General features: G+C 59.6%; 18 protein-coding genes, 6 tRNA genes and 1 pseudogene. 13 read left to right on the top strand and 12 right to left on the bottom strand.

Annotation, left to right across the window (positions count from 1 at the left end; all coding sequences use genetic code 11):
• The first annotated feature begins 1 nt into the window (after position 1).
• Positions 2–730, top strand: coding sequence for a LytTR family DNA-binding domain-containing protein (locus GKQ23_RS07695; RefSeq protein WP_056239195.1), 729 nt, complete (start codon positions 2–4; stop codon positions 728–730).
• A gap of 24 nt (positions 731–754) precedes the next feature.
• On the opposite strand, the gene glk is transcribed toward GKQ23_RS07695, so the two are convergent.
• Positions 755–1,720, bottom strand: coding sequence for a glucokinase (gene glk / locus GKQ23_RS07690; protein WP_212410197.1), 966 nt, complete (start codon positions 1,718–1,720; stop codon positions 755–757).
• Positions 1,721–1,791: 71 nt separating this feature from the next.
• Positions 1,792–3,447, bottom strand: a complete 1,656-nt coding sequence (locus GKQ23_RS07685; RefSeq protein ID WP_212410196.1) for an alpha-keto acid decarboxylase family protein — start codon at positions 3,445–3,447, stop codon at positions 1,792–1,794.
• A 225-nt stretch (positions 3,448–3,672) separates the two neighbouring features.
• On the opposite strand from GKQ23_RS07685, the gene GKQ23_RS07680 reads away from it, so the two are divergent.
• Complete coding sequence (locus GKQ23_RS07680; protein WP_056239186.1) at positions 3,673–4,662, top strand: aldo/keto reductase; 990 nt, start codon at positions 3,673–3,675, stop codon at positions 4,660–4,662.
• Positions 4,663–5,052: 390 nt separating this feature from the next.
• The gene (locus tag GKQ23_RS07675; RefSeq protein WP_056239184.1) at positions 5,053–5,421 is read left to right on the top strand and encodes a DUF2502 domain-containing protein; all 369 of its coding nucleotides are present in this window, start codon (positions 5,053–5,055) and stop codon (positions 5,419–5,421) included.
• A gap of 187 nt (positions 5,422–5,608) precedes the next feature.
• On the opposite strand, the gene GKQ23_RS07670 is transcribed toward GKQ23_RS07675, so the two are convergent.
• Entirely contained in the window at positions 5,609–6,841 is a 1,233-nt protein-coding gene (locus GKQ23_RS07670; RefSeq protein WP_056239178.1) for an Nramp family divalent metal transporter, read from the bottom strand.
• Between the two features lie 433 nt (positions 6,842–7,274).
• Between GKQ23_RS07670 and GKQ23_RS07665 the strand changes: the two genes are divergently transcribed.
• Together GKQ23_RS07665 and GKQ23_RS07660 are read left to right on the top strand one after the other, a co-directional pair.
• A complete protein-coding gene (locus GKQ23_RS07665; RefSeq protein ID WP_056239175.1) occupies positions 7,275–8,459 on the top strand; it encodes a NupC/NupG family nucleoside CNT transporter in 1,185 nt (394 codons plus the stop codon).
• 163 nt (positions 8,460–8,622) lie between these two features.
• Positions 8,623–9,921 carry a rhodanese-like domain-containing protein gene (locus tag GKQ23_RS07660; RefSeq protein WP_212410195.1) on the top strand — a complete coding sequence of 433 codons (1,299 nt, stop codon included), beginning with the start codon at positions 8,623–8,625 and terminating at the stop codon, positions 9,919–9,921.
• A 331-nt stretch (positions 9,922–10,252) separates the two neighbouring features.
• Here GKQ23_RS07660 and GKQ23_RS07655 read toward each other — a convergent pair.
• Both GKQ23_RS07655 and GKQ23_RS07650 read right to left on the bottom strand, forming a co-directional pair.
• A tRNA-Ala gene (locus GKQ23_RS07655) sits at positions 10,253–10,328 on the bottom strand.
• Positions 10,329–10,378: 50 nt separating this feature from the next.
• Positions 10,379–10,454 (bottom strand) — tRNA-Ala (locus tag GKQ23_RS07650).
• Between the two features lie 680 nt (positions 10,455–11,134).
• Here GKQ23_RS07650 and GKQ23_RS07645 point away from each other — a divergent pair.
• Both GKQ23_RS07645 and GKQ23_RS07640 read left to right on the top strand, forming a co-directional pair.
• A complete protein-coding gene (locus GKQ23_RS07645) occupies positions 11,135–11,923 on the top strand; it encodes a formate/nitrite transporter family protein (protein ID WP_212410194.1) in 789 nt (262 codons plus the stop codon).
• 154 nt (positions 11,924–12,077) lie between these two features.
• Complete coding sequence (locus GKQ23_RS07640) at positions 12,078–12,431, top strand: YfeC-like transcriptional regulator (RefSeq protein WP_056239168.1); 354 nt, start codon at positions 12,078–12,080, stop codon at positions 12,429–12,431.
• 36 nt (positions 12,432–12,467) lie between these two features.
• Here the strand turns inward: GKQ23_RS07640 and gltX are convergent, their stop codons facing one another.
• Both gltX and GKQ23_RS07630 read right to left on the bottom strand, forming a co-directional pair.
• A complete protein-coding gene (gltX, locus tag GKQ23_RS07635; RefSeq protein ID WP_056239165.1) occupies positions 12,468–13,880 on the bottom strand; it encodes a glutamate--tRNA ligase in 1,413 nt (470 codons plus the stop codon).
• 14 nt (positions 13,881–13,894) lie between these two features.
• On the bottom strand, positions 13,895–14,113 hold the full coding sequence (locus GKQ23_RS07630; RefSeq protein ID WP_056239162.1) for a hypothetical protein: 219 nt from the start codon (positions 14,111–14,113) through the stop codon (positions 13,895–13,897).
• Positions 14,114–14,149: 36 nt separating this feature from the next.
• Here GKQ23_RS07630 and GKQ23_RS07625 point away from each other — a divergent pair.
• The 5 genes from GKQ23_RS07625 to GKQ23_RS07605 all read left to right on the top strand — a co-directional run bounded on the left by GKQ23_RS07625 (position 14,150) and on the right by GKQ23_RS07605 (position 15,109).
• A tRNA-Val gene (locus GKQ23_RS07625) sits at positions 14,150–14,225 on the top strand.
• 53 nt (positions 14,226–14,278) lie between these two features.
• Positions 14,279–14,354 (top strand) — tRNA-Val (locus tag GKQ23_RS07620).
• A gap of 34 nt (positions 14,355–14,388) precedes the next feature.
• Positions 14,389–14,464, top strand: a tRNA-Val gene (locus GKQ23_RS07615).
• 4 nt (positions 14,465–14,468) lie between these two features.
• Positions 14,469–14,544, top strand: a tRNA-Lys gene (locus GKQ23_RS07610).
• Positions 14,545–14,758: 214 nt separating this feature from the next.
• A complete protein-coding gene (locus GKQ23_RS07605; protein WP_056239160.1) occupies positions 14,759–15,109 on the top strand; it encodes a FlxA-like family protein in 351 nt (116 codons plus the stop codon).
• Here GKQ23_RS07605 and GKQ23_RS07600 read toward each other — a convergent pair.
• Positions 15,106–16,026: a LysR family transcriptional regulator gene (locus tag GKQ23_RS07600; protein WP_212410193.1), complete on the bottom strand. Its 921-nt coding sequence runs from the start codon at positions 16,024–16,026 to the stop codon at positions 15,106–15,108. The genes GKQ23_RS07605 and GKQ23_RS07600 overlap by 4 nt on opposite strands.
• A 95-nt stretch (positions 16,027–16,121) precedes the next feature.
• Here GKQ23_RS07600 and GKQ23_RS07595 point away from each other — a divergent pair, with 95 nt between their 5' ends.
• Positions 16,122–17,135, top strand: a complete 1,014-nt coding sequence (locus tag GKQ23_RS07595) for a bile acid:sodium symporter family protein (protein ID WP_212410192.1) — start codon at positions 16,122–16,124, stop codon at positions 17,133–17,135.
• Positions 17,136–17,191: 56 nt separating this feature from the next.
• Here the strand turns inward: GKQ23_RS07595 and GKQ23_RS07590 are convergent.
• From GKQ23_RS07590 to zipA, 4 genes and pseudogenes are all read right to left on the bottom strand, one after another.
• Positions 17,192–17,347: pseudogene (locus GKQ23_RS07590) on the bottom strand (PhoPQ-regulated protein); the annotation flags it as partial.
• Positions 17,348–17,403: 56 nt separating this feature from the next.
• Positions 17,404–17,619 (bottom strand): DUF3820 family protein, encoded by a 216-nt coding sequence (locus tag GKQ23_RS07585; RefSeq protein ID WP_212410190.1) that lies wholly within the window; start codon positions 17,617–17,619, stop codon positions 17,404–17,406.
• A gap of 1 nt (position 17,620) precedes the next feature.
• Positions 17,621–19,630 carry an NAD-dependent DNA ligase LigA gene (gene ligA / locus GKQ23_RS07580; protein ID WP_212410189.1) on the bottom strand — a complete coding sequence of 670 codons (2,010 nt, stop codon included), beginning with the start codon at positions 19,628–19,630 and terminating at the stop codon, positions 17,621–17,623.
• Positions 19,631–19,699: 69 nt separating this feature from the next.
• Positions 19,700–20,806, bottom strand: a complete 1,107-nt coding sequence (zipA, locus tag GKQ23_RS07575) for a cell division protein ZipA (protein ID WP_212410188.1) — start codon at positions 20,804–20,806, stop codon at positions 19,700–19,702.
• Between the last annotated feature and the right edge of the window lie 131 nt (positions 20,807–20,937).

Below are 20,937 nucleotides of genomic sequence, written 5' to 3'. Positions count from 1 at the left end.
TATGAAAGCGATTATCGTTGAGGATGAGTTCCTCGCCCAGCAGGAGCTGAGCTGGCTGGTGCGCCAGCACAGTCAGATCGAGATTGTCGCCACCTTTGACGACGGGCTGGAGGTGCTGAAGTACCTGCAGACCCACCAGGTGGACGTGATTTTTCTCGACATCAACATTCCGTCGCTGGACGGCATGCTGCTGGCACAAAATATCAGCAAGTTTGCCAGTAAACCGCTGATCGTGTTCATTACCGCCTACAAAGAGCATGCGGTGGACGCCTTTGAGCTGGAGGCGTTTGACTACATACTGAAGCCGTATCACGAGATGCGCATCATCACCCTGCTGCGCAAGCTGGAGAGCCACAGCCAGCAGCATCCGCCGCTGAGCAGCGCGGCGTCACGCCCGGCGGCGCACACCGTCAATCTGGTGAAGGATGAGCGGATTATCGTTACCGATATCAATGATATCTACTACGTGGAAGCCCATGAGAAGCTGACGTTTGTCTATACGCGGCGGGAAGAGTACGTGATGTCGGTGAATATCAGCGAGTTTTGCAGCCGGCTGCCGGAAGCGGAATTCTTCCGCTGCCACCGCTCGTACTGCGTCAATATCAGCAAGATCCGCGAGATCGAACCCTGGTTTAACAGCACCTATATCCTCAAGCTTCGCGACCTGGAGTTTCAGGTGCCGGTCAGCCGCAGCAAGGTGAAAGCCTTCCGCCAGCTGATGCGCCTGTAGCGCAGCGGCTGGCGGAGCTTAGGCTTACAGTACGCGGCCCAGCGCCTGGCGCAGGTGCGCACCGGCGCCCAGCAGGCCCGGCTGATCGTGGGTGATCAGGTACACCGGGATATCGGCAACGTACGCTTTAAAACGCCCTTTATCTTCAAAGGCCGCGCGGAAGCCGGAGGCCTTAAAGAATTCGAGGAAGCGCGGCACGATGCCACCGGCGATATAGACGCCGCCGAAGGTGCCAAGGTTCAGCGCCAGGTTGCCGCCGAAGCGCCCCATAATCACGCAGAACATCGCCAGCGCGCGGCGGCAGTCGGTGCAGCTGTCGGCCAGCGCGCGTTCGGTAACGTCGCGCGGCTTCAGCGGTTCCGGCACCCGGTCATCGGATTTGACGATCGCCCGGTAGAGGTTAACCAGCCCGCCGCCCGACAGAATGCGTTCGGCGGAGACGTGGCCCAGCTCGCCGCGCAGCACTTCCAGAATCTGGTCTTCTTCTTCACTGTTGGCAGCGAAGTCAACGTGGCCGCCCTCGCCCGGCAGGCTGACCCAGCGCTGGTCAACGTGAACCAGATGCGCCACCCCCAGCCCGGTACCGGCACCGTAAATCGCTACCGGCTTGTCTTTAACCGGCGCGCCGCCGCCGAACTGCAGCAGATCGTCGGCAGACAGCATCGGCACCGCCATCGAAACGGCGGTGAAGTCGTTGATGATCTCCAGCTGATGCAGGCCAAGGTTGCCCTGCATCTCGCGGGTGGAGAAGCTCCAGTCATGGTTGGTCATCTCAACCCGATCGCCGGTAATCGGGCAGGCGATAGCGATGCACGCCTCGCGGATCTCCAGCTTCTGCTCGTCCAGGAACGTGCGGATCACCGCTTCCAGACTGGCGTAATCAGAGGTTGAAAAAGTTTTGGCCTGTGAAATGGCCCCGGTTTCGATCTCGCACAGCGCGATACGCGCGTTGGTGCCGCCGACGTCGCCGACTAGGGCAAACTGCGTCATGGTGGTTTAGCTCCGCTGAAAAGAATGAGCGTTACTATAAGTATCTGCAGGCAAAACAACAACTGCCGCCCTCACTCCACGCTGTTACGCTGCTCCAGCGACTGCGTCACCGCCGCCAGCAGCGGCGGAACATCCTGCTGCGGCAGCACCACCTCAATCAGTGACAGGCGCGAGGCATCCGCAATCTGTTCCAGCACGCCGTGCAGCTGCACGCCCTGGGTCACCCGCCAGCACTGCGCCTGGCTGCCGAGCTGCATCGCCTGCGGCAGGCGCGTCCAGTCCCAGCCGGGGATGTCGTTATAGCGCTGCTCAGCGCCGTGAATCGCCCGCTCGACGGTGTAGCCGTCGTTATTCAGCACGAAGATCAGCGGGTGCAGCCCGTCGCGCTGCATGCTGCCCAGCTCCTGGATGGTCAGCTGGGCAGCCCCGTCGCCGATAATCAGGATCGTCCGGCGCTCGGGCGCGGCCGTCTGCGCGCCAAAAGCGGCGGGCAGCGTGTAACCGATCGATCCCCACAGCGTCTGTACCACCAGCCGCGCCTCCGCCGGCAGACGCAGCGCCGCCGCGCCAAACGCCGCGGTGCCCTGATCGGCCAGCAGGATATCGCCGGGGCGCAGGAAGGCCTGTATCGCCTGCCAGAACCCCCGCTGGGTCAGGTCGTCCGCGTCCTCCTGCTCCATCTCCGGCGGGGCAATAATCTGCCGCTGCCAGCCGCTGCCGTACCGCAGCGCCAGCCGGTGCAGCTCCGCCAGCGCCTGCGCCATCGGGATGCCGCTGAACTCGCGGCCGGCGACCCGGCTGCTGAACAGGCCAACGTCGATATTTTTTTCTACGGGGATCTGCTGGGTGAAACCGGCGGTGATGGTATCGGTGTACTTAACGCCGACGGTGATAATAACCTCGCTCTGTTCAATCACCTCGCGGGTGGCAGGGGCGCTGCAGCGGCCGGCATAGGTGCCGGCAAAGCCGTACAGCGACTCCGGCAGCACGCTTTTGCCCATCAGCAGGGTGGCAAACGGCATCGGCACCTCGCTCAGCCAGGCGCTGAGCCGCTCGCGTTGCTGCGCCCGGTCGGCGAGAAAGTCGGCCAGCAGGGAAACGCGTTGAGCGGCGGCCAGTTGCCGCTCTGCCGCCATGCTAAAAGCCTGCAGCTGTTCGTTATCCACGCTCTGAGCGCGATCCAGCGGCATTACCGGCGGCAGGATGCGGCTGGCCGCTACGTTGGTCGCCAGCAGCAGGTAGACCGGGCGGCGCTCGCGCAGGGCGCAGACCAGCACCCGGTCAATTTCCGCCGCAGCGTTGTCGGCGGTCAGCACGCTGCTGGCGACCACCACCTCCTGATGCATACGCAGAAAGTGGCGGAAGTCGCCGTCGCCCAGCGTGTGGTGCAGCAGTTCCGCGCTGCGCTGCGAGGCCTGCGCCGGGGCACCGACAATGTGTACCACCGGCAGATACTCGGCGTAGCTGCCGGCCACGCCGTTCAGCGCGCTCAGCTCCCCCACGCCGAAGGTGGTCAACAGGGCCCCTGCGCCGCGGCAGCGGGCGTAACCGTCTGCCGCGTAGGCGGCGTTCAGCTCGTTAGCACAGCCGACCCACGCCAGCTGCGGATGCGCAATCACATGATCGAGAAACTGCAGGTTGTAGTCACCAGGCACGCCAAACAGATGATCGATGCCGATCTCATTCAGGCGGGCCAGCAGATAGTCGCTAACGGTATAGCTGTTCATCGCACACTCTCCGGTTGAGCTAACGCTTTGAGTATCTGCGATAATCAGACCTCTGGCCGCGATCGAACGTGCGACGGCCGCAGAATTTCCACGGCAAAACTGGCAAGCCAGCGTTACGCGCTACAAAGTGTCTGAGTTGCGATCTGCCGCGCGCTTTCGCATAGTGTAAACGTATACACTAAACCGCTGCGTTACCGGACTCATCTTCTTTTATGGGAAAATATTATGTTTTATCAGGCAGATGGACATCGTTATGACGGCATGACCTATCACCGCTGCGGGCGCAGTGGCCTTAAGCTTCCGGCGATTTCTCTTGGGTTATGGCACAATTTTGGTGACAGCACCCGCGTCGATAACAGCCGTGACCTGCTGCGCCACGCGTTTGATAACGGTATCACGCATTTCGATCTGGCCAATAACTACGGCCCGCCGCCCGGCTCCGCCGAGGAGAATTTTGGCCGCATCCTGCGCGAAGATTTTCGCCCGTGGCGCGATGAGCTGGTGATCTCCAGCAAGGCCGGTTACACCATGTGGGATGGCCCTTACGGCGACTGGGGTTCACGTAAATATCTGATTTCCAGCCTCGATCAGAGCCTGAAGCGCATGGGGCTGGAGTACGTGGATATCTTCTATCACCACCGTCCCGATCCGGAAACCCCGCTGGAAGAGACCATGACCGCGCTGGACCACATCGTCCGCCAGGGCAAGGCGCTGTACGTCGGGCTTTCCAACTATCCGGCCGGGCTGGCGGCAGAGGCGATTACGATGCTGAAACAGCTGGGCACCCCGTGCCTGATCCACCAGCCGAAGTATTCGATGTTTGACCGCGCGCCGGAAGGTGGCCTGCTGGACGTGCTGTCTGAGCAGGGCGTTGGCTCAATCGCCTTCTCACCGCTGGCCGGCGGCATGCTTACCGACCGCTATCTGAACGGTATTCCGCAGGACTCGCGCGCGGCCAGCGGCAGCCCGTTCCTCAGCAGCGACCGCTTAACGCCGGAGACGCTGGATAAGGTCAGCCGCCTGAACGCGCTGGCGCAGCAGCGCGGGCAGAAGCTGTCGCAGATGGCGCTGGCGTGGGTGTTGCGCGGCGACCGCGTGACCTCGGTGCTGATCGGTGCCAGCAAGGTCAGCCAGATCGACGATGCGCTGGGCATGCTGCAGCAGCGCACCTTTAGCGAACAGGAGCTGGCGCAGATCGACGCCATTCTGGGCTGACACGATCCTCTGAGCGAAACCGTATTCTTTGCAGTCTGTTACGGGCGATGGGCCCTGACAGGCTGCCCTGAATCCTGCTTTATACCCAGGCTGACGGGAGCCTGAAACCTGACGGCTCCCGGACCTGTTACCAGGCTGTTTTGCACTTTCAGCGTATCCGGACCTGTGCTTACCCGTTAGTTCCCGGCCGATCTGCCCAGCCGGTTTCACGTTGTCATAACGTCTGTAGCAGCGCAGTGAACCCCGCCCTGTGTCCAGAGACCTTCTCCAGACAACTCTTAAATCCGCGCCGGGGCCGATTTTTCAGAATCAGCCAGATAGTCTCACCGGATGACGCCTTATATTCTCCCCGTCAGGGCGGTGACGTTATGCCGCTGATAAGGAGAAACAATGAAACGCTTTCTGATTATTGCCAGCCTGCTGGCAGGTTTAGCACTTCCGCTTTTCAACACAGCACAGGCCACCGGTGCCAGCATTTCACTGCTGCCCGGCGTCACCCTCCATTTAGGCGACCAGGACGATCGTGGCCGCTACTGGGACGGCGGCCGCTGGCGCGACCGGGGCTGGTGGAAGAATAATTACCGCTACGACGAAGGGCGCTGGTGGCGGCACGCCGAATGGCGACGCCATGAGCAGATGCGCCGCCATCATCAGTGGGAAAAAGAGCGCCGCTGGCACGAACGTGAGCGGCAGCGCGAGTGGCGTCACCACGAGAAAGAACGTCGCCATCATGAAAAGGAGTGGCGTCGTCACCATTAACCCACAGCACAGCGCATCATGGCGCAGCTAACTGAACGCCATCGCTAAGGCATCATGCGAGTGACAGCGTTGCGCAGTTAAAAAAAAGCGGCTCATCAGGAGCCGCTTTTTTGCGTGAGGGTTCAGGTCTTCCCCGGATGAGCTCAGGTAACGCCATCAGCGCAGGTGGTGACGATCGCAGCGTTGCCTAGCGCAGCATCGATACCAGCAGATAGCCGTTCAGGATCACCACCAGGATGACGATCAGCCAGCCGATATTCTGCATCAGCCGCGAGTTGGTCATGTCGCCCATCAGCTGACGGTTGCCGGTAAAGGCCAGCAGCGGCACCAGCGCCAGCGCGATACCAAAGCTCAGCAGCACCTGGCTCATCACCAGAATGCGCGTTGGCTCGATCCCGGAGAGGATCACGATAAACGACGGCAGCATGGTGATCACCCGCCGCACCAGCAGCGGGATATGGAAGTGGATAAAGCCCTGCATCACCACCTGGCCTGCCATGGTGCCGACGACCGTCGAGGAGAGCCCCGCCGCCAGCAGGCTCAGGCCAAACACCAGCGCGGCGGAGCGGCCCAGCAGCGGGTCGAGGGTGACCCACGCCTCCTCCAGCTCGGCCACGCCGCTGTGGCCGCTAAAGTGGAAAGCGGCGGCGGCGGTGGCCATCATCGCCAGGTTAACGAAACCGGCGATGGTCATGGCGACCGCCACATCCATCCGCGTGGCGCTGTAGCGCTCGCCGCGCGTGCCGCCTTCATCCTTTTGCGTCAGCGACGAATGCAGGTAGATGACGTGCGGCATAATGGTGGCACCGAGCACCCCGGCCGCCAGCAGCACGGCGTCCGCCGTCGGCAGTGACGGGATCGCCATCCCTTTCACCAGCTCGACCACGTTCGGCTGCGAGAAGAACAGTTCAATAATGTAGGCCGCGGCAACGAACAGCAGCAAGCCGCCGATCAGCAGCTCCAGCGGTTTCTGCCCGCGGTTCTGCAGCATCAGGATCAGGAACGTGGCCACGCCGGTCAGCACCGCGCCCTGCAGTAAGCTGACGCCAAACACCAGTTTAAAGCCGATTGCCGCGCCGATAAATTCCGCAAGGTCGGTGGCCATGGCAATGATTTCCGCCTGTACCCAGTAGAACCACACCAGCGGGCGCGGATAGCGGTCGCGGATATGCTCACAAAGGTTTTTGCCGGTAGCTATGCCAAGCTTGGCGGACATCAGCTGGATCACCATCGCCATGATATTGGCCCACACCACCACCCACAGCAGCGTGTAGCCGTAGCTGGCGCCGGCCTGGATATTGGTGGCGAAGTTGCCGGGGTCGATATAGCCGATCGCGGCGATAAAAGCCGGCCCCATCAGGGCAAATTTGACTTTTCGCTGGCTGCGGATGCGCTGTTCTGCAGTACGACTTTCCTGCATGGTGGTTACCCCTGGTTGGCGTGGCTTCACGCCCGGTTCTGACAACGTAGTGATAAATACACCGGCATATCGGGTGTTTTATATCCACCAAAATAGCAAGCGCTAAAAGTTATAGCAATGGCTATAATTTGTATAAATATGTCAGCATGGCGCAAAAATGCGTCCTCAGACACTGTAGGGGATTGAGAATCTGCTTTCCAGACGCAGGCTGTTTTTTTCATCATCATTGAGCGCGTATTGCACTAAAGGCCCCCCTGCGCGGATAATCAACCACGCTGACGGCCGTTTACGGCCAAAAACCTGTGACGCCTCAAGCTTTTCTGCAATCCCATGCAATAGGTAATTGTTATATTGCGACGCAGTTCTCGTTTTTCCGCTCCTTGTTACATAGAATGTGCAACGAAATATAACTGCCCTCAAATTTGGAGCATACATGTCCCGCTATCTTCACTTCGCTTTGGCGCTGGCGCTGGTTGCCGTGCTGGCCTTACTGGTCAGCCGTGACCGCAAAAATATCCGCGTCCGCTTTGTCATACAGCTGCTGGTGATTGAAGTTGTGCTGGCCTGGTTCTTCCTGAACTCAGAAGCCGGCCTTGGATTCGTGAAAGGCTTTTCGGATCTGTTTGAAAAACTGCTTAAATATGCCGCAGAGGGGACTAACTTCGTCTTCGGTAATATGAGCGATAAGGGACTGGCCTTCTTCTGGCTGAACGTGCTTTGCCCGATCGTGTTTATCTCCGCGCTGATCGGTATTCTGCAGCATTTCCGCATCCTGCCGATCATCATCCGCGCCATCGGTACGGTGCTGTCGAAGGTGAACGGCATGGGGAAACTGGAGTCATTTAACGCGGTCAGCTCGCTGATTCTGGGACAGTCAGAGAACTTTATCGCTTATAAAGATATCCTCGGCAAAATGTCTGAACGCCGCATGTACACCATGGCAGCTACCGCGATGTCGACCGTGTCGATGTCAATCGTCGGTGCCTACATGACCATGCTGCAGCCGAAGTACGTGGTCGCCGCACTGGTGCTGAACATGTTCAGTACCTTTATCGTGCTGTCGCTGATCAACCCGTACCGCGTGGACAGCGAAGAAGATCTGAAGCTGAACAACACCCATCAGGGACAGAGCTTCTTTGAAATGCTTGGCGAATATATCCTCGCAGGTTTCAAAGTGGCAGTGATCGTGGCCGCGATGCTGATCGGTTTTATCGCGCTGATCTCCGCCATTAACGCCCTGTTCGACACCATCTTCGGCATCAGCTTCCAGGGCATTCTCGGCTACGTCTTCTTCCCGTTTGCATGGGTGATGGGCGTTCCGGCCGGTGAAGCGCTGCAGGTGGGCAGTATTATGGCCACCAAACTGGTTTCTAACGAATTTGTTGCCATGATGGACCTGCAGAAGATCGCCGGTACCCTGTCGCCACGTGCGGAAGGTATCCTGTCGGTGTTCCTGGTCTCCTTCGCTAACTTCTCGTCGATCGGCATCGTCGCCGGTGCGATTAAAGGTCTGCATGAAGAGCAGGGCAACGTGGTGTCACGTTTCGGTCTGAAACTGCTGTACGGCTCGACGCTGGTGAGCGTGCTCTCCGCTTCCATCGCCGGTCTGGTGCTGTAATTCTCTGGCGGGGCCGCCCGGCCCCGCCCGTAATTGCTGATTTTTTCTTTCTTATCAATTATTACGCATTTCCCCTCGCTGCCTTTCGGATCCAGGATTGAGCCACACCTCCCCTGCCCCGCGAACGACGCTCGCGTCATCGCCCCGATTCGGAACTGCTGATATGTCTGAGAAAAACCTGTTAATCCGTGATACACAACACCTCCTGAACGCGCTGAACGCCGGCGAAGAGCTGGCGCTGGTCGACGCCCGTGAAGAGGTGCCGTTTGCCGGTGGACATCCGCTGTTTGCAGTCAATATCTCGGTATCAAAGCTGGATATTGAGATCCTGAACCGCATTCCCCGGCTGAACACGCCGGTCACCCTGTACGATAACGGCGAGGGCCTGGCACGCGTGGCGGCCGAGCGGCTGCGGGAGATTGGTTATACCGACGTCGCCCTGCTGGCCGGTGGGCTGGCAGGCTGGGTGGAAGGCGGCGGTGAGCTGTTCAGCGGCGTTAACAGCCCGGCAAACGGCTTTGCCAGCCTGGTCGACAACTCTACGGCCACCCCACTGCTTGGCACAGAACAGCTGGCGCTGCAGCTGGAGAGCCAGGACAACGGCGCACGGTTAAGCGCGGTGGAAGCGCGTACGCTGGCCGATCGTGCCGGGGTGCAGCGCATCACTCTGGCCGGGTTGCAGCAGTGGCAACAGCAGGAGCGGACGCTGTACCTGTTTGATGTACGCGTGCTGGCGGAGTATCAGCAGGGGCACCTGCCTGGCTCACGCTCCGTACCTGCCGCGCACCTGGTAAAAGAGACCGATCAGTTCGCCAGCGTGCTGAATGCGCGCATCGTGCTGATCGACGACGGTGACGGCGTGCGTGCCGCCGTCGCGGCCAGCTGGCTGGCGCAGCAGGGCTGGCAGGTGGCGATCGCTGATGGCCTGCAGGCGGCAGACTTCAGCGTCAGCGGTGGCTGGTCACCGAAGGTGCCTGAACTGGATGCTCAGCCTCAGGTGACACCGGCCGAACTGACGGCGCGGCTGGCGGAAGGTGATACCCAGGTACTGGACTTCACCACCAGCGCCAACTACGTCAACGCGCATATTCCCGGCGCGGCCTGGCTGCAACGCTCGGCGCTGACCACCGCCGGGGCAGACGCGCTGCCCGCAGCAGAGCGCTACGTAGTGACCTGTGGCAGCAGCCTGCTGGCCGCTTACTCTGCGGAGCAGCTGCGCCAGCTGACCGGCAAAGAGGTGCAGGTGCTGACCGGCGGCAATACCGCGTGGAAAGCGGCCGGGCTGCCGGTGGAACAGGGTGAAACCACGCTGCTGCTGCCACGCATCGACCGCTTTCTCCGCCCGGAGGAGCGCAGCAACCCCAGCGCGGCAGAAATCGCCCTGCAGGACGCCTGGCGCCAGGGCCTGCCTGCGCAGCTGGCGCGTGACGGCAGCCACCGCTTTAAGGTGCTGGCCGCGTAAAGCGCAGCGTGGTGAGCGGCCAGCCGCGAACGGTGCATCGTCAAACGTGAACTGTGAACTGTGAACTGTGAACTGTGAACTGTGAACTGTGAATCGTGAACTGTGGGTTGCAGGCTGTAAGCGGTGAGCAGTGAGCAGTGAGCAGTGAGCAGTGAGCAGTGAGCAGTGAGCAGTGAGCAGTGAGTGATGAATAGCGGGTGGCGGGTCGGCAATGCCGGCCCGTTCTGTTTTCGGGGCGTGATTAAAATAGCCACCCGCCGATTTCAGACCGCAGAAACGACAAAAATCCGCCTGAGCAGATTTTGTGTTAAATCAGAAGATTTAAGAATTTTGGTGGAGATAAGCGGGATCGAACCGCTGACCTCTTGCATGCCATGCAAGCGCTCTCCCAGCTGAGCTATACCCCCACTGCATAAAACTTCGGCTTTCGGTGCCACCTCATCCTCTGGTAAAGATTTGGTGGAGATAAGCGGGATCGAACCGCTGACCTCTTGCATGCCATGCAAGCGCTCTCCCAGCTGAGCTATACCCCCAGTCCGAAAAGCCGTGTCGTGTTGACGGGGTGCATATTATGGAACGGGGGCCGGAGTGTCAACGGCAAATTTTAAAACTGCGACCGATCGCTGAAAAAGCCGCCACCGCGCTGAAAAAAGCACTAATTTGTCGGTTAATTCAACAGGCTAAGGCAAAAAGAAGGCGGCAATTCGCACCACTACGCAGAGCAAAAAGGCGTTTGCAGACAGCAGCTGGAGAAAAGAGTGCGGGCCGACAGGCAGATGAGCATGACAACGGCTTTACCCTGTGAGGCAGATAACCGTGATAATGGCTTTTGCCCTGTGAGGCAGATGATGACGATCGCGGCTCATGCTTTAGTCAATGGGTGACAAGGGTGAGAAGTGCCTTGCCAGTTCGCAGACAATGGAAAGATCGGCGGCGGCGGCGGGAACATCATCATTAATTGAGGCACGGCTTATGGCCGGGTGCACGGCAACAGAAATTGCCCACAAAGCGGGCAAGGTTTAGAAATATCAATACACATCAGTAATTTAGCATTTTCTGTTAAGTAATCGTTATTATGAAGAAAATTCACACTTGTATTTGTTAAAATCCCATGCAAAACTGCGCCCGCTTACGGATACCGGGGCCGTTATCGCGCAGGATAAGCGCCGCCGCCTCCGGTAGTTTCTCCTGTTACTTACATCCAGAGTCTCCCATGTCTTTGCATACACCAAAAGAAATCGCCGCCATTGCCGTGCAATCCGGCGTGGCGAAAAGTCATACCCCGATCTCCGCCATTCTGATCCTCGGTTTCATGGCCGGTTCCTTTATTAGCTTCGGCTTCCTGCTCTATATCCATATTGTTTACCAGTTGCCTCCTGAATGGGGTTCATTCAGCCTGCTGCTGGGCGCTGCGGTGTTTCCGGTGGGGATTATCCTGACCGTTCTGTGTGGCGGTGAGCTGCTGACCGGCAATATGATGCTGCTGCCGATGGCCTGGTTCTCACGCCAGATCCAGCTGAAACACGTGCTGCAAAACTGGTTCTGGGTGACGCTGGCCAACTTCCTCGGCAGTATTACCGTTGCATGGCTGTTTGGCCATATGCTGGGTATGACCGAAGGCGTGTTTCTGAAGAAGACGCTGGCGATTGCCAACGCCAAGGTCAACGCGGATTTCCTGCAGGCGTTTATTTCCGGCATCGGCTGCAACTGGCTGGTGTGCCTGGCTACCTGGCTGGCGTACTCCAGTAAAGACGTGGTCGGCAAGATCCTCGGCATGTGGTTCCCGATCATGGCCTTCGTGGCGATCGGCTTCCAGCACGTGGTGGCTAATATGTTTGTGGTACCTGCGGCAATCTTTGCGGGGTATCTGAGCTGGGGCGAGTACCTGCCTAACTTTGTTGCCGTGTTCCTCGGCAATACCGTTGGCGGCGCGGTGTTTGTTGGCCTCGCCTACTACCTTGCTTACCGTCCGCGCCCGGAAGAGAGCGCCCTTTCCCGCTGATCGCTCCCTCCCCTGCGGTCAGCGGGGGAGCATTTCCCGTCATTTCGCTCTTTTTCGCTCGTTTTGCTGCAAGGTTCGGCATTCTAATTGGTTGTTCGCGTGATGAATTGTTGTAATATGTTCAATTACTTTATTCGGCAAAAGGGACATTAAAGTGAAAAAGGATTGGTTAACACCGGAAGAACTGGCACAGCAAACGGGCTTCAGCAGACAAACCATCAACAAGTGGGTGAAGAAAGAGGGCTGGACCACCGCGCCGAAACCGGGCGTTCAGGGTGGAAAGGCGCGCATCATCCATATTGATGAGCGGGTAAGGCAGTATCTGAAATCAACACGCCACGCTGCCGAGCCGGCGGCGCATTATCGCGTTAATCAGAATACGTTACCGGCGCTGCTGGTCAGTTCGTTACAGCAACTCAGCAACGAAGAGCAGGAACAGCTGGCGGCACTGCTGTTGCGGGAAGGGATTCAGGGTATTCTGCAGCGGCTGGGCATCGGTAACAGCTGAAAAAAAACCGGCCATCAGGCCGGTTTTTTATTGCGCTTACTGCGCTTCGCGGGCGCTGATGTACTCCAGCGCTTTGCCAATCCGCGCCACGCTGCGCGACTGACCGATAGCGTGAACGGTTACGTCCAGCCCGGGTGACTGCCCGGCACCGGTCACCGCGACGCGCAGCGGCATACCGACTTTACCCATCCCCACTTCCAGCTCATCCGCGCTGGCCTGAATCGCCGCGTGCACGTTTTCCGCCGTCCAGTCGCTCAGGGCGGCCAGCTTGTCGCGCACCACTTCCAGCGGCTGACGCGCTACCGGGCGCAGATGCTTCTTCGCGGCGTCCGCGTCAAACTCATCAAATTCTTCATAGAAGTAGCGGCAGGAGGCGGCCATCTCTTTCAGCGTCTTGCTGCGTTCGCCCAGCAGCCTGACCAGCTGCGCCAGCTCAGGCCCGGTGCGGGTGTCGATGTTTTCCTGCTCGATATGCCACTGCAGCTGGGTAGCCACGTATTCCGGCGCCAGCGTATTGATATAGTGGTGGTTCAGCCACTGCAGTTTCTCAGTATTAAAGGCACTGGCAGACTTGCTGACCTGATCCAGCGAGAACAGTCTGGTCATCTCTTCCACGCTGAAAATTTCCTGATCGCCGTGAGACCAGCCCATGCGCACCAGGTAGTTAAGCAGCGCTTCCGGCAGGTAGCCGTCATCGCGGTACTGCATCACGCCCACCGCGCCGTGGCGCTTGGACAGTTTTTTGCCGTCGTCGCCGAGGATCATCGACACGTGCGCATAAACCGGAACCTGCGCGCCAATCGCCTTCAGGATGTTGATCTGACGCGGGGTGTTATTGATATGGTCTTCACCGCGGATCACGTGGGTAATACCCATATCCCAGTCGTCAATCACCACGCAGAAGTTGTAGGTCGGCGCGCCGTCGGTACGGCGAATGATCAGGTCATCCAGCTCCTGGTTGCTGAACTCGATCGGTCCGCGGATCTGGTCGTCGAAAATCACCGAGCCTTCCTGCGGGTTACGGAAACGCACCACGTGCGGTTCATCATCCGCGTGATGGTCGTGGCTGTCGCGGCAGCGGCCGTCATAACGCGGCTTCTCGCCGTTGGCCATCTGCGTTTCACGCAGGGTTTCCAGCCGCTCTTTTGAGCAGTAGCACTTATAGGCGCTGCCCGCTTCCAGCATCTGGTCGATCACGCTGTTATAACGGTCGAAGCGTTTAGTCTGGTAATACGGGCCCTCATCCCAGTCAAGATTCAGCCAGTTCATCCCATCCATGATCGCATCGATCGCCTGCTGGGTGGAACGCTCCAGGTCGGTGTCTTCAATACGCAGCACAAACTCGCCGCCGAGGTTACGGGCAAACAGCCAGGAGTAGAGCGCCGTGCGTGCGCCACCAACGTGCAGATAGCCGGTTGGGCTGGGAGCGAAACGGGTTTTGATTTTCATTAATGACTGCCTTATTACGCGAATGCTTTGGCCTGAGGCAGAGCCGATACCGGCCCTGCTTTGAGTGGCACATATTCTATCACCGCAGGGCGAATCCTCAACGCCAATCCCCCCTTATGCCGCAGTTGCATGAATAAAATCCGCCAGCCCGCGGCGGTTTTTGCCTGCAAACACAGCAGGTTGATTATTTTTACGACGAACGCACCTTTTCCCCGTAAAAAGCGTTGACTCATTTTGGCGGTTCCCTATAATGCGACTCCACACAGCGGGGGTGATTAGCTCAGTTGGTAGAGCATCTCCTTTACACGGAGGGGGTCGGCGGTTCGAGCCCGTCATCACCCACCATTCAAATTGAATGATGCCCGCAGTGTTAAGCAGTACCCGGAAATTCGCGTTATGGGTGATTAGCTCAGTTGGTAGAGCATCTCCTTTACACGGAGGGGGTCGGCGGTTCGAGCCCGTCATCACCCACCATAATTTGCGATATGTCCGGCAGCAGTAACGATATGGGTGATTAGCTCAGTTGGTAGAGCATCTCCTTTACACGGAGGGGGTCGGCGGTTCGAGCCCGTCATCACCCACCATATCGGGTCGTTAGCTCAGTTGGTAGAGCAGTTGACTTTTAATCAATTGGTCGCAGGTTCGAATCCTGCACGACCCACCAGTGTTAAGAAGGCGCCCTAAAGGCGCCTTTTTGCTGTGCGCAAATCGTCAGGGTTCGAACCTGCAGCAGGTTCGGGTCGAGCGACAGCGAGACAACGTTGCCAGCGGCAACGGCTTCCCTTTCACTTTCTTATCGCTTCTTTTACGCTTTATCGCCTCAAGCTCTGCGCCCCCGCTCCGATAACCGTTAATGGTTAACCAGAAAGGAGTAAACCATGTCCACTATCAGTACCAGCACCCCCTCGGTGACGTCCGGTTCATCTTCCGGCAGCGGCGGGGCTTCCCAGACGGCCAGTATTGCTAAACAGATCACCGCCCTGCAGCAGCAGTTGAAGGACCTCAGCTCGGACAATACCCTGACCACCGAGCAGAAACAGGAAAAACAGCAGCTGATTCAGGCGCAAATCCAGCTACTGGAGGCGCAGCTTGCGCAAATCCAGCAGCAGCAGGCGGAGAAGGCCGCCGCCCAGGCGCAGCAGAGCAAAGCCGCCGACAGCGGCAGCAGCAAGGTGGCCGACGGCGTCAACCGTCCAACCGAAACCAATACCCTGAACGTCTATATCTAAAACGGTGATGTCAGGCGGCGCTGTTGCGTCAGCAGTTCGGCCTGCTGGCGCACCAGCTGCCAGATTGCCTCACCGGCGGGCGTCAGCGAGCGGTTTTTACGCCGTACCAGCATAACGGAACGGTTTATTTCCGGCAGCAGCCGCCGCACCAGCAGCGGACGTCCCTCCGGCAACGGCAGCGCCAGCGCGGGAAGAATGCTGATGCCGATGCCCGCTTCCACCATCGGATAGAGGGTAACCGGGTGACCGATCTCCTGAGCAATCTCCGCCTGTACCTGTTGCTCCCGCAGCGCCCGATCGATCAGCACCCGACTACCCGAGGCATAGTCCTGCAGCACCAGCGTACGCTGGTTGAGCATCTGCCAGCTGACCGCGGCTTCCCGCGCCAGCGGATCGTCGCGGCGACACAGCAGCAGAAAGGGTTCTTCCAGAATCGCCTCGCACTCCAGGTCGTCATCCTGCAGCGGACCGATCACGATGCCAAAATCCACCTCGGCGTTACGCACGCTCTGCAACACCCACTGCTGCGGGCGATCGCGCAGCATCACCTTAATCTCCGGGTAGTGCTGCTGGCCGGCTGCAAGGCACTGCGGCATAAGATGGGCGGAAACCGTCTGGCTGGCCGCCACCCGCACCGTCCCGCTGCGCTGCTGACCGTAGCTGCGCACGTCGAGCAGCGTATTGTTCAGCTCCTCCAGCAGCCGCTCGAGCCGGCTGGCCAGCTGCTCGCCGGCTTCGGTCAGCAGGACTTCCCTTGTGGTGCGATCCAGCAGACGGATGCCCATCTCCGCCTCCAGCTCTTTAATGCTGTGGCTGACCGCCGACTGGCTGAGGCCAATCAGCTGCCCGGCCCTGCTGAAGCTGCCCTGCTGCGCCACCGCCACAAACACCCTGAGCTGACGTAAGGAGTAATTCATCTGTTTATTTCATATATGGATTCAATAAATCGATTTTATTTATAAACCGGTCAGATGCACAATAGCATCCATGATTTTTTAACCAGGCATTAACAATGGGCATTTTCCGTATCGATCCACTGATGTTGAAACTGATTATCACCGTGTTGCTGGCCAGCTTTCTGCCGGCGCGCGGTCACTTCGTTGATTTCTTTGAGTGGCTGACCACCGCCGCTATCGCCCTGCTGTTCTTTATGCACGGTGCCAAGCTCTCTCGTGAGAAGATCATCGCCGGCGGCGGCCACTGGCGGCTGCACCTGTGGGTGATGTTCAGCACCTTTGTGCTGTTCCCGGCGCTCGGCATGCTGTTTGTCTGGTGGCACCCGCTGCCGCTCAGCACCGAGATGTACACCGGCTTTATGTATCTGTGCATTCTGCCGGCCACCGTGCAGTCATCGATTGCCCTGACCTCACTGGCCGGAGGCAACGTGGCCGCCGCCGTCTGCAGCGCCTCAGCCTCCAGCCTGCTTGGGGTGTTTATCTCCCCCCTGCTGGTCGGGCTGCTGATGAATGTGCACAGTGACGCCGCCGGCGGCAGCGTTGAGCAGATTGGTAAAATTATGCTGCAGCTGCTGCTGCCGTTTGTACTTGGCCATCTTTCACGCCGCTGGATCGCCGGCTGGGTTGAGAAAAATCGTGGTCTGATTGGCAAAACCGACCAGGCGTCGATCCTGCTGGTGGTCTATTCCGCCTTCAGTGAAGCGGTGGTGAACGGCATCTGGCAGCGCGTGAGCGGCATGACGCTGCTGTGGATTGTGGTAGGGAGCCTGGCGCTGCTGTTCCTGGTGCTGGCGATTAACCTCGCCGCCGCACGGCTGTTTGGCTTCAACAGGGCTGACCAAATCACCATCCTGTTCTGCGGCTCGAAAAAGAGCCTCGCTAACGGCGTGCCGATGGCCAATATTCTGTTCCCGTCCGCAGCGGTGGGGATTATCGTGCTGCCGCTGATGATCTTCCACCAGGTACAGCTGATGGTCTGCTCTATGCTGGCGCAGCGCTATAAAAAAGCCGGTGAGAAGCAGGCTAAACAGGAAAAACAGGGCAGCGTGGCGGTTGAGTCGCAAAAATAAGCGGCGATGCCGGTAAAGCTACTGGGCTGCACCGGCATCACGGCTTGTCGCCAGGGTTAAGCGCCGAGCCCACGCCCCGGCAGGGTGCCACAGGCCTGCCCTTTCTGCGGCGGTGCCACCGTCGGGAATTTATCATCCGGCGTGATATAGACCGGGGTGGTTGCCACATAACCGTCTCTGAAGGTGGCTTCGACAAAGGTCGCCTGCCAGCCCTGCTGCTGCGAAGGTAGCGTCACGCGCGTGACTATTTAAAAGGGCTTATTACGGCTCAACCACGTTTTAAGGGGTTTACCAGCCCCTCCAGGCCTTCGATCTTAATCGCCAGCGTCAGCTGCATCAGCTCACCCAGGTGCCCTTGCGGGAACTCATCCTTGCGGGCAAACCACAGCAGATACTCCTCCGGCAGGTCGATCAGCACCCGTCCTTTGTATTTACCGAACGGCATCGGCGTATTGGCGATCTCCAGCAGGTGCTGCTTTTCCATCTTACTCTCCCAGCAGGCGGACCATCTCCGCTTCGTCAATCACCGCAATGCCCAGCTCCTGCGCTTTCGCCAGCTTGGAGCCGGCGGCTTCACCGGCGATCAGCAGATCGGTCTTTTTCGAGACGCTGCCGCTGACCTTAGCGCCCAGCGCCACCAGCCGGTCTTTGGCTTCATCACGGGACAGGATGCTCAGTGAACCGGTCAGCACCACGGTTTTACCGGCGAACGGGCTGTCGATCTCCTCCGGCCTCACCACCACCACGTCCGGCCAGACGACGCCCTTCTCAATCAGCAGGCGGATCACCTCACGGTTGCTCTCCTCATCGAAGAAGTTACGCACGTGGCTGGCGACCACGCTGCCGACGTCCGGCACCGCGATCAGCGCTTCCAGATCGGCCGCCATCAGCGCGTCCAGCGTGCCAAAATGCGCGGCGAGGTTGGCGGCGGTCGCTTCACCGACTTCGCTGATGCCCAGCGCGTAGAGGAACCGCGCCAGCGTAGTCTGCTTCGCCTTCTGCAAGGCATCAACCACGTTTTGCGCCGACTTTGGCCCCATACGATCCAGCCCGGTCAGTTTCCCCGCCGTCAGGTCGAACAGATCGGCCGGATTTTTGACGTACTCTTTATCCACCAGCTGATCGATGATCTTCTCGCCCATGCCGTCGATATCCATCGCGCGACGCGAAACGAAGTGTTTTAAGGCGCCTTTACGCTGTGCGCCGCAGATCAGGCCGCCGGTGCAGCGGGCGATCACTTCACCTTCGACGCGCTCAACGTCCGAGCCGCATACCGGGCAGTGGCGAGGAAAAACGACCTCACGCGCATCAGTGGCCGATTCCACCACGCTGACCACTTTTGGGATCACGTCGCCGGCGCGGCGGATCATCACCCGATCGCCGATCTTCAGCCCCAGCCGCTCAATTTCATCGGCATTGTGAAGCGTGGCGTTGCTGACCATCACTCCCGCCACCAGCACCGGCTCCAGCCGGGCAACCGGTGTGATCGCTCCGGTGCGCCCGACCTGGAACTCTACGTCACGCACGGTGGTCAGCTGCTCCTGCGCCGGGAACTTAAAGGCTACCGCCCAGCGCGGTGCGCGGGCAACAAAGCCCAGCTGCTCCTGCAGATCCTGCGAATCCACCTTGATCACCACGCCGTCAATATCAAAGCCCAGCGTCGGCCGGTCGGCTTCCACCTGCTGATAGAACGCCAGCACCTCCTGCGCCGTATGGCACAGGCGCACCCGGTCACTGACCGGCAGGCCCCAGGCCTGCAGCTGCTCCAGACGCGCCAGATGGCTACGCGGCATCTCGCCACCGTCCACCACGCCAATGCCGTAGCAGAAGAAGGTCAGCGGACGTTTGGCGGTGATGCGCGGGTCCAGCTGGCGCAGCGAGCCGGCCGCCGCGTTGCGCGGGTTGGCAAACACCTTACTGCCGGTGCGCCGCGCCTCGTCGTTCATTTTCTCAAAGCCGTCCTGCGGCATAAACACTTCGCCGCGCACCTCCAGCCGCGCCGGGATCTGCTCCCCGCGCAGCACCAGGGGGATGGCGCGGATGGTGCGCACGTTACTGGTGATATCTTCACCGGTCGTGCCGTCGCCGCGCGTGGCCGCACGCACCAGCAGGCCGTTTTCATACAGCAGGCTGACCGCCAGGCCATCCAGCTTCAGCTCGCAGCAGAAGGTGACCTCATCACTGCTTTTCAGCCGGTCCTGTACGCGCTTGTTAAAGGCGAGATAGCTCTCTTCATCGAAGGCGTTGTCCAGCGACAGCATCGGCACCTCATGCCGCACCTGGCCAAACGCCGCCAGCGGGGCGGCGCCCACGCGCTGGGTGGGGGAGTCCGGCGTGATCAGCTCAGGGTGCTCGGCTTCCAGCGCGCGCAGTTCACCGAGCAGCCGGTCATACTCGGCGTCCGGCACCTCCGGTGCGTCAAGCACGTGATACTGGTACTCGTGGTGGCGCAGCAGGGTGCGTAAATGGGTTAGTTGGTCGTGTACGGATTGCATAGCGGCACCATCAGAGATAAAAAACCCCCGACGGGCGGGGGTTCAGAAAACGGGTCGGTGAGTGAAACCTTAGTGACTGTTGGCGTCAATCACGTCGCGAATGCGCGACTTGTAGGTTTCCAGCTTTTGCGGCGTCATCATGCGGCGGTCGTCATCCAGCACCACGCCGCCGACGTCGTCGGCGATACGCTGGGCAGACTGCAGCATCAGCTTGAAGTTCTGATGCGCATCACCGTAAGAGGGCACCATCATAAAGATCGAGACGCCAGGGGTGGTAAAGTCCGACATGTTATCCGGGTTAAAGGAGCCGGGCTTAACCATATTCGCCAGGCTGAACAGCACCGGGCCACTGCCCGCCGGGTTCAGGTGACGATGGAAAATATTCATTTCGCCAAACTGGAAGCCGGCCTGCAGCACACCCTGCAGCAGCGCTTCGCCGCTGATGGTGCTACCGGCGTGGGCGGTAACGTGCAGCACCAACACCGTCTCTTTACGGCGCGCCTCTTCACGTGGCGAGGATGCGGCAGGCTGTGCCGGTTGCGCATGCGGCTCGTGGCGAGGCGCACTGGCCTCAACCCGCGGCGCCGCCGGCGCATGCGTCGGCTGAGCGGCAGCAGGGGTATGTGGCACCACCCCAGGCTGATGCGGCGCTGGCGCGTGCGGCGGCTGAGGTGCAGCCGTATGAGGCTGAACCGGAGCAGCGGCGTGCGGCTGAGGAGCAGCCGTGTGAGGCTGAACCGGAGCAGCGGCGTGCGGCTGGGGCACGGCGTGAGCCGGCTCACGCGCAGGGGCGGAGTGTGGCTCCTGCGGGTCGGCATAGCGCGCTTCAGGGCGCGGCGTACCGAACAACGGATCGGCGTCCGCTGCAGGTGCTGGCGGCGCATAATGGGCCGTTTCCTGACGAATTTCAGGCTGACGCGGTGGCTCATCCCCGGCGTTAAATCCGCTGAGCGACGGTTCTGACGGCTCCGGCTGGCTGCGATGCACGCGCACCTCACCCACGCCTTCGTGGTCATCCTCGAAAGACTCTTCTGGTTCCTGCTTTAAGCGCTTGTGCGGGCGATCGCGAAATACCGATGAGCGCTCTTTACGGCTGGTCCACAGACCGTGCAGTAACAGCGCTATGATTGCGATCGCGCCAACAACGATTAATATCAGACGCAAATCCTGCATCATTGTATTCTCTGTTGTTCCAATACCTTGCCACCGCGGCAAACTTTACCCTCTAACTGTATTTGCCAGCGTACACAAGTGCAAGTCTGTGCAGTATTTTCTGACAAATATCTCATTAATCGGGCGTTTTATCG

The sequence above is a fragment of the Erwinia sp. E602 genome (assembly GCF_018141005.1).
In the GTDB taxonomy this organism is placed as follows: Bacteria; Pseudomonadota; Gammaproteobacteria; order Enterobacterales; family Enterobacteriaceae; genus Erwinia.
Note: the sequence above shows the minus strand (reverse complement) of the source record. Positions and strands in the feature narration are given on the sequence as shown.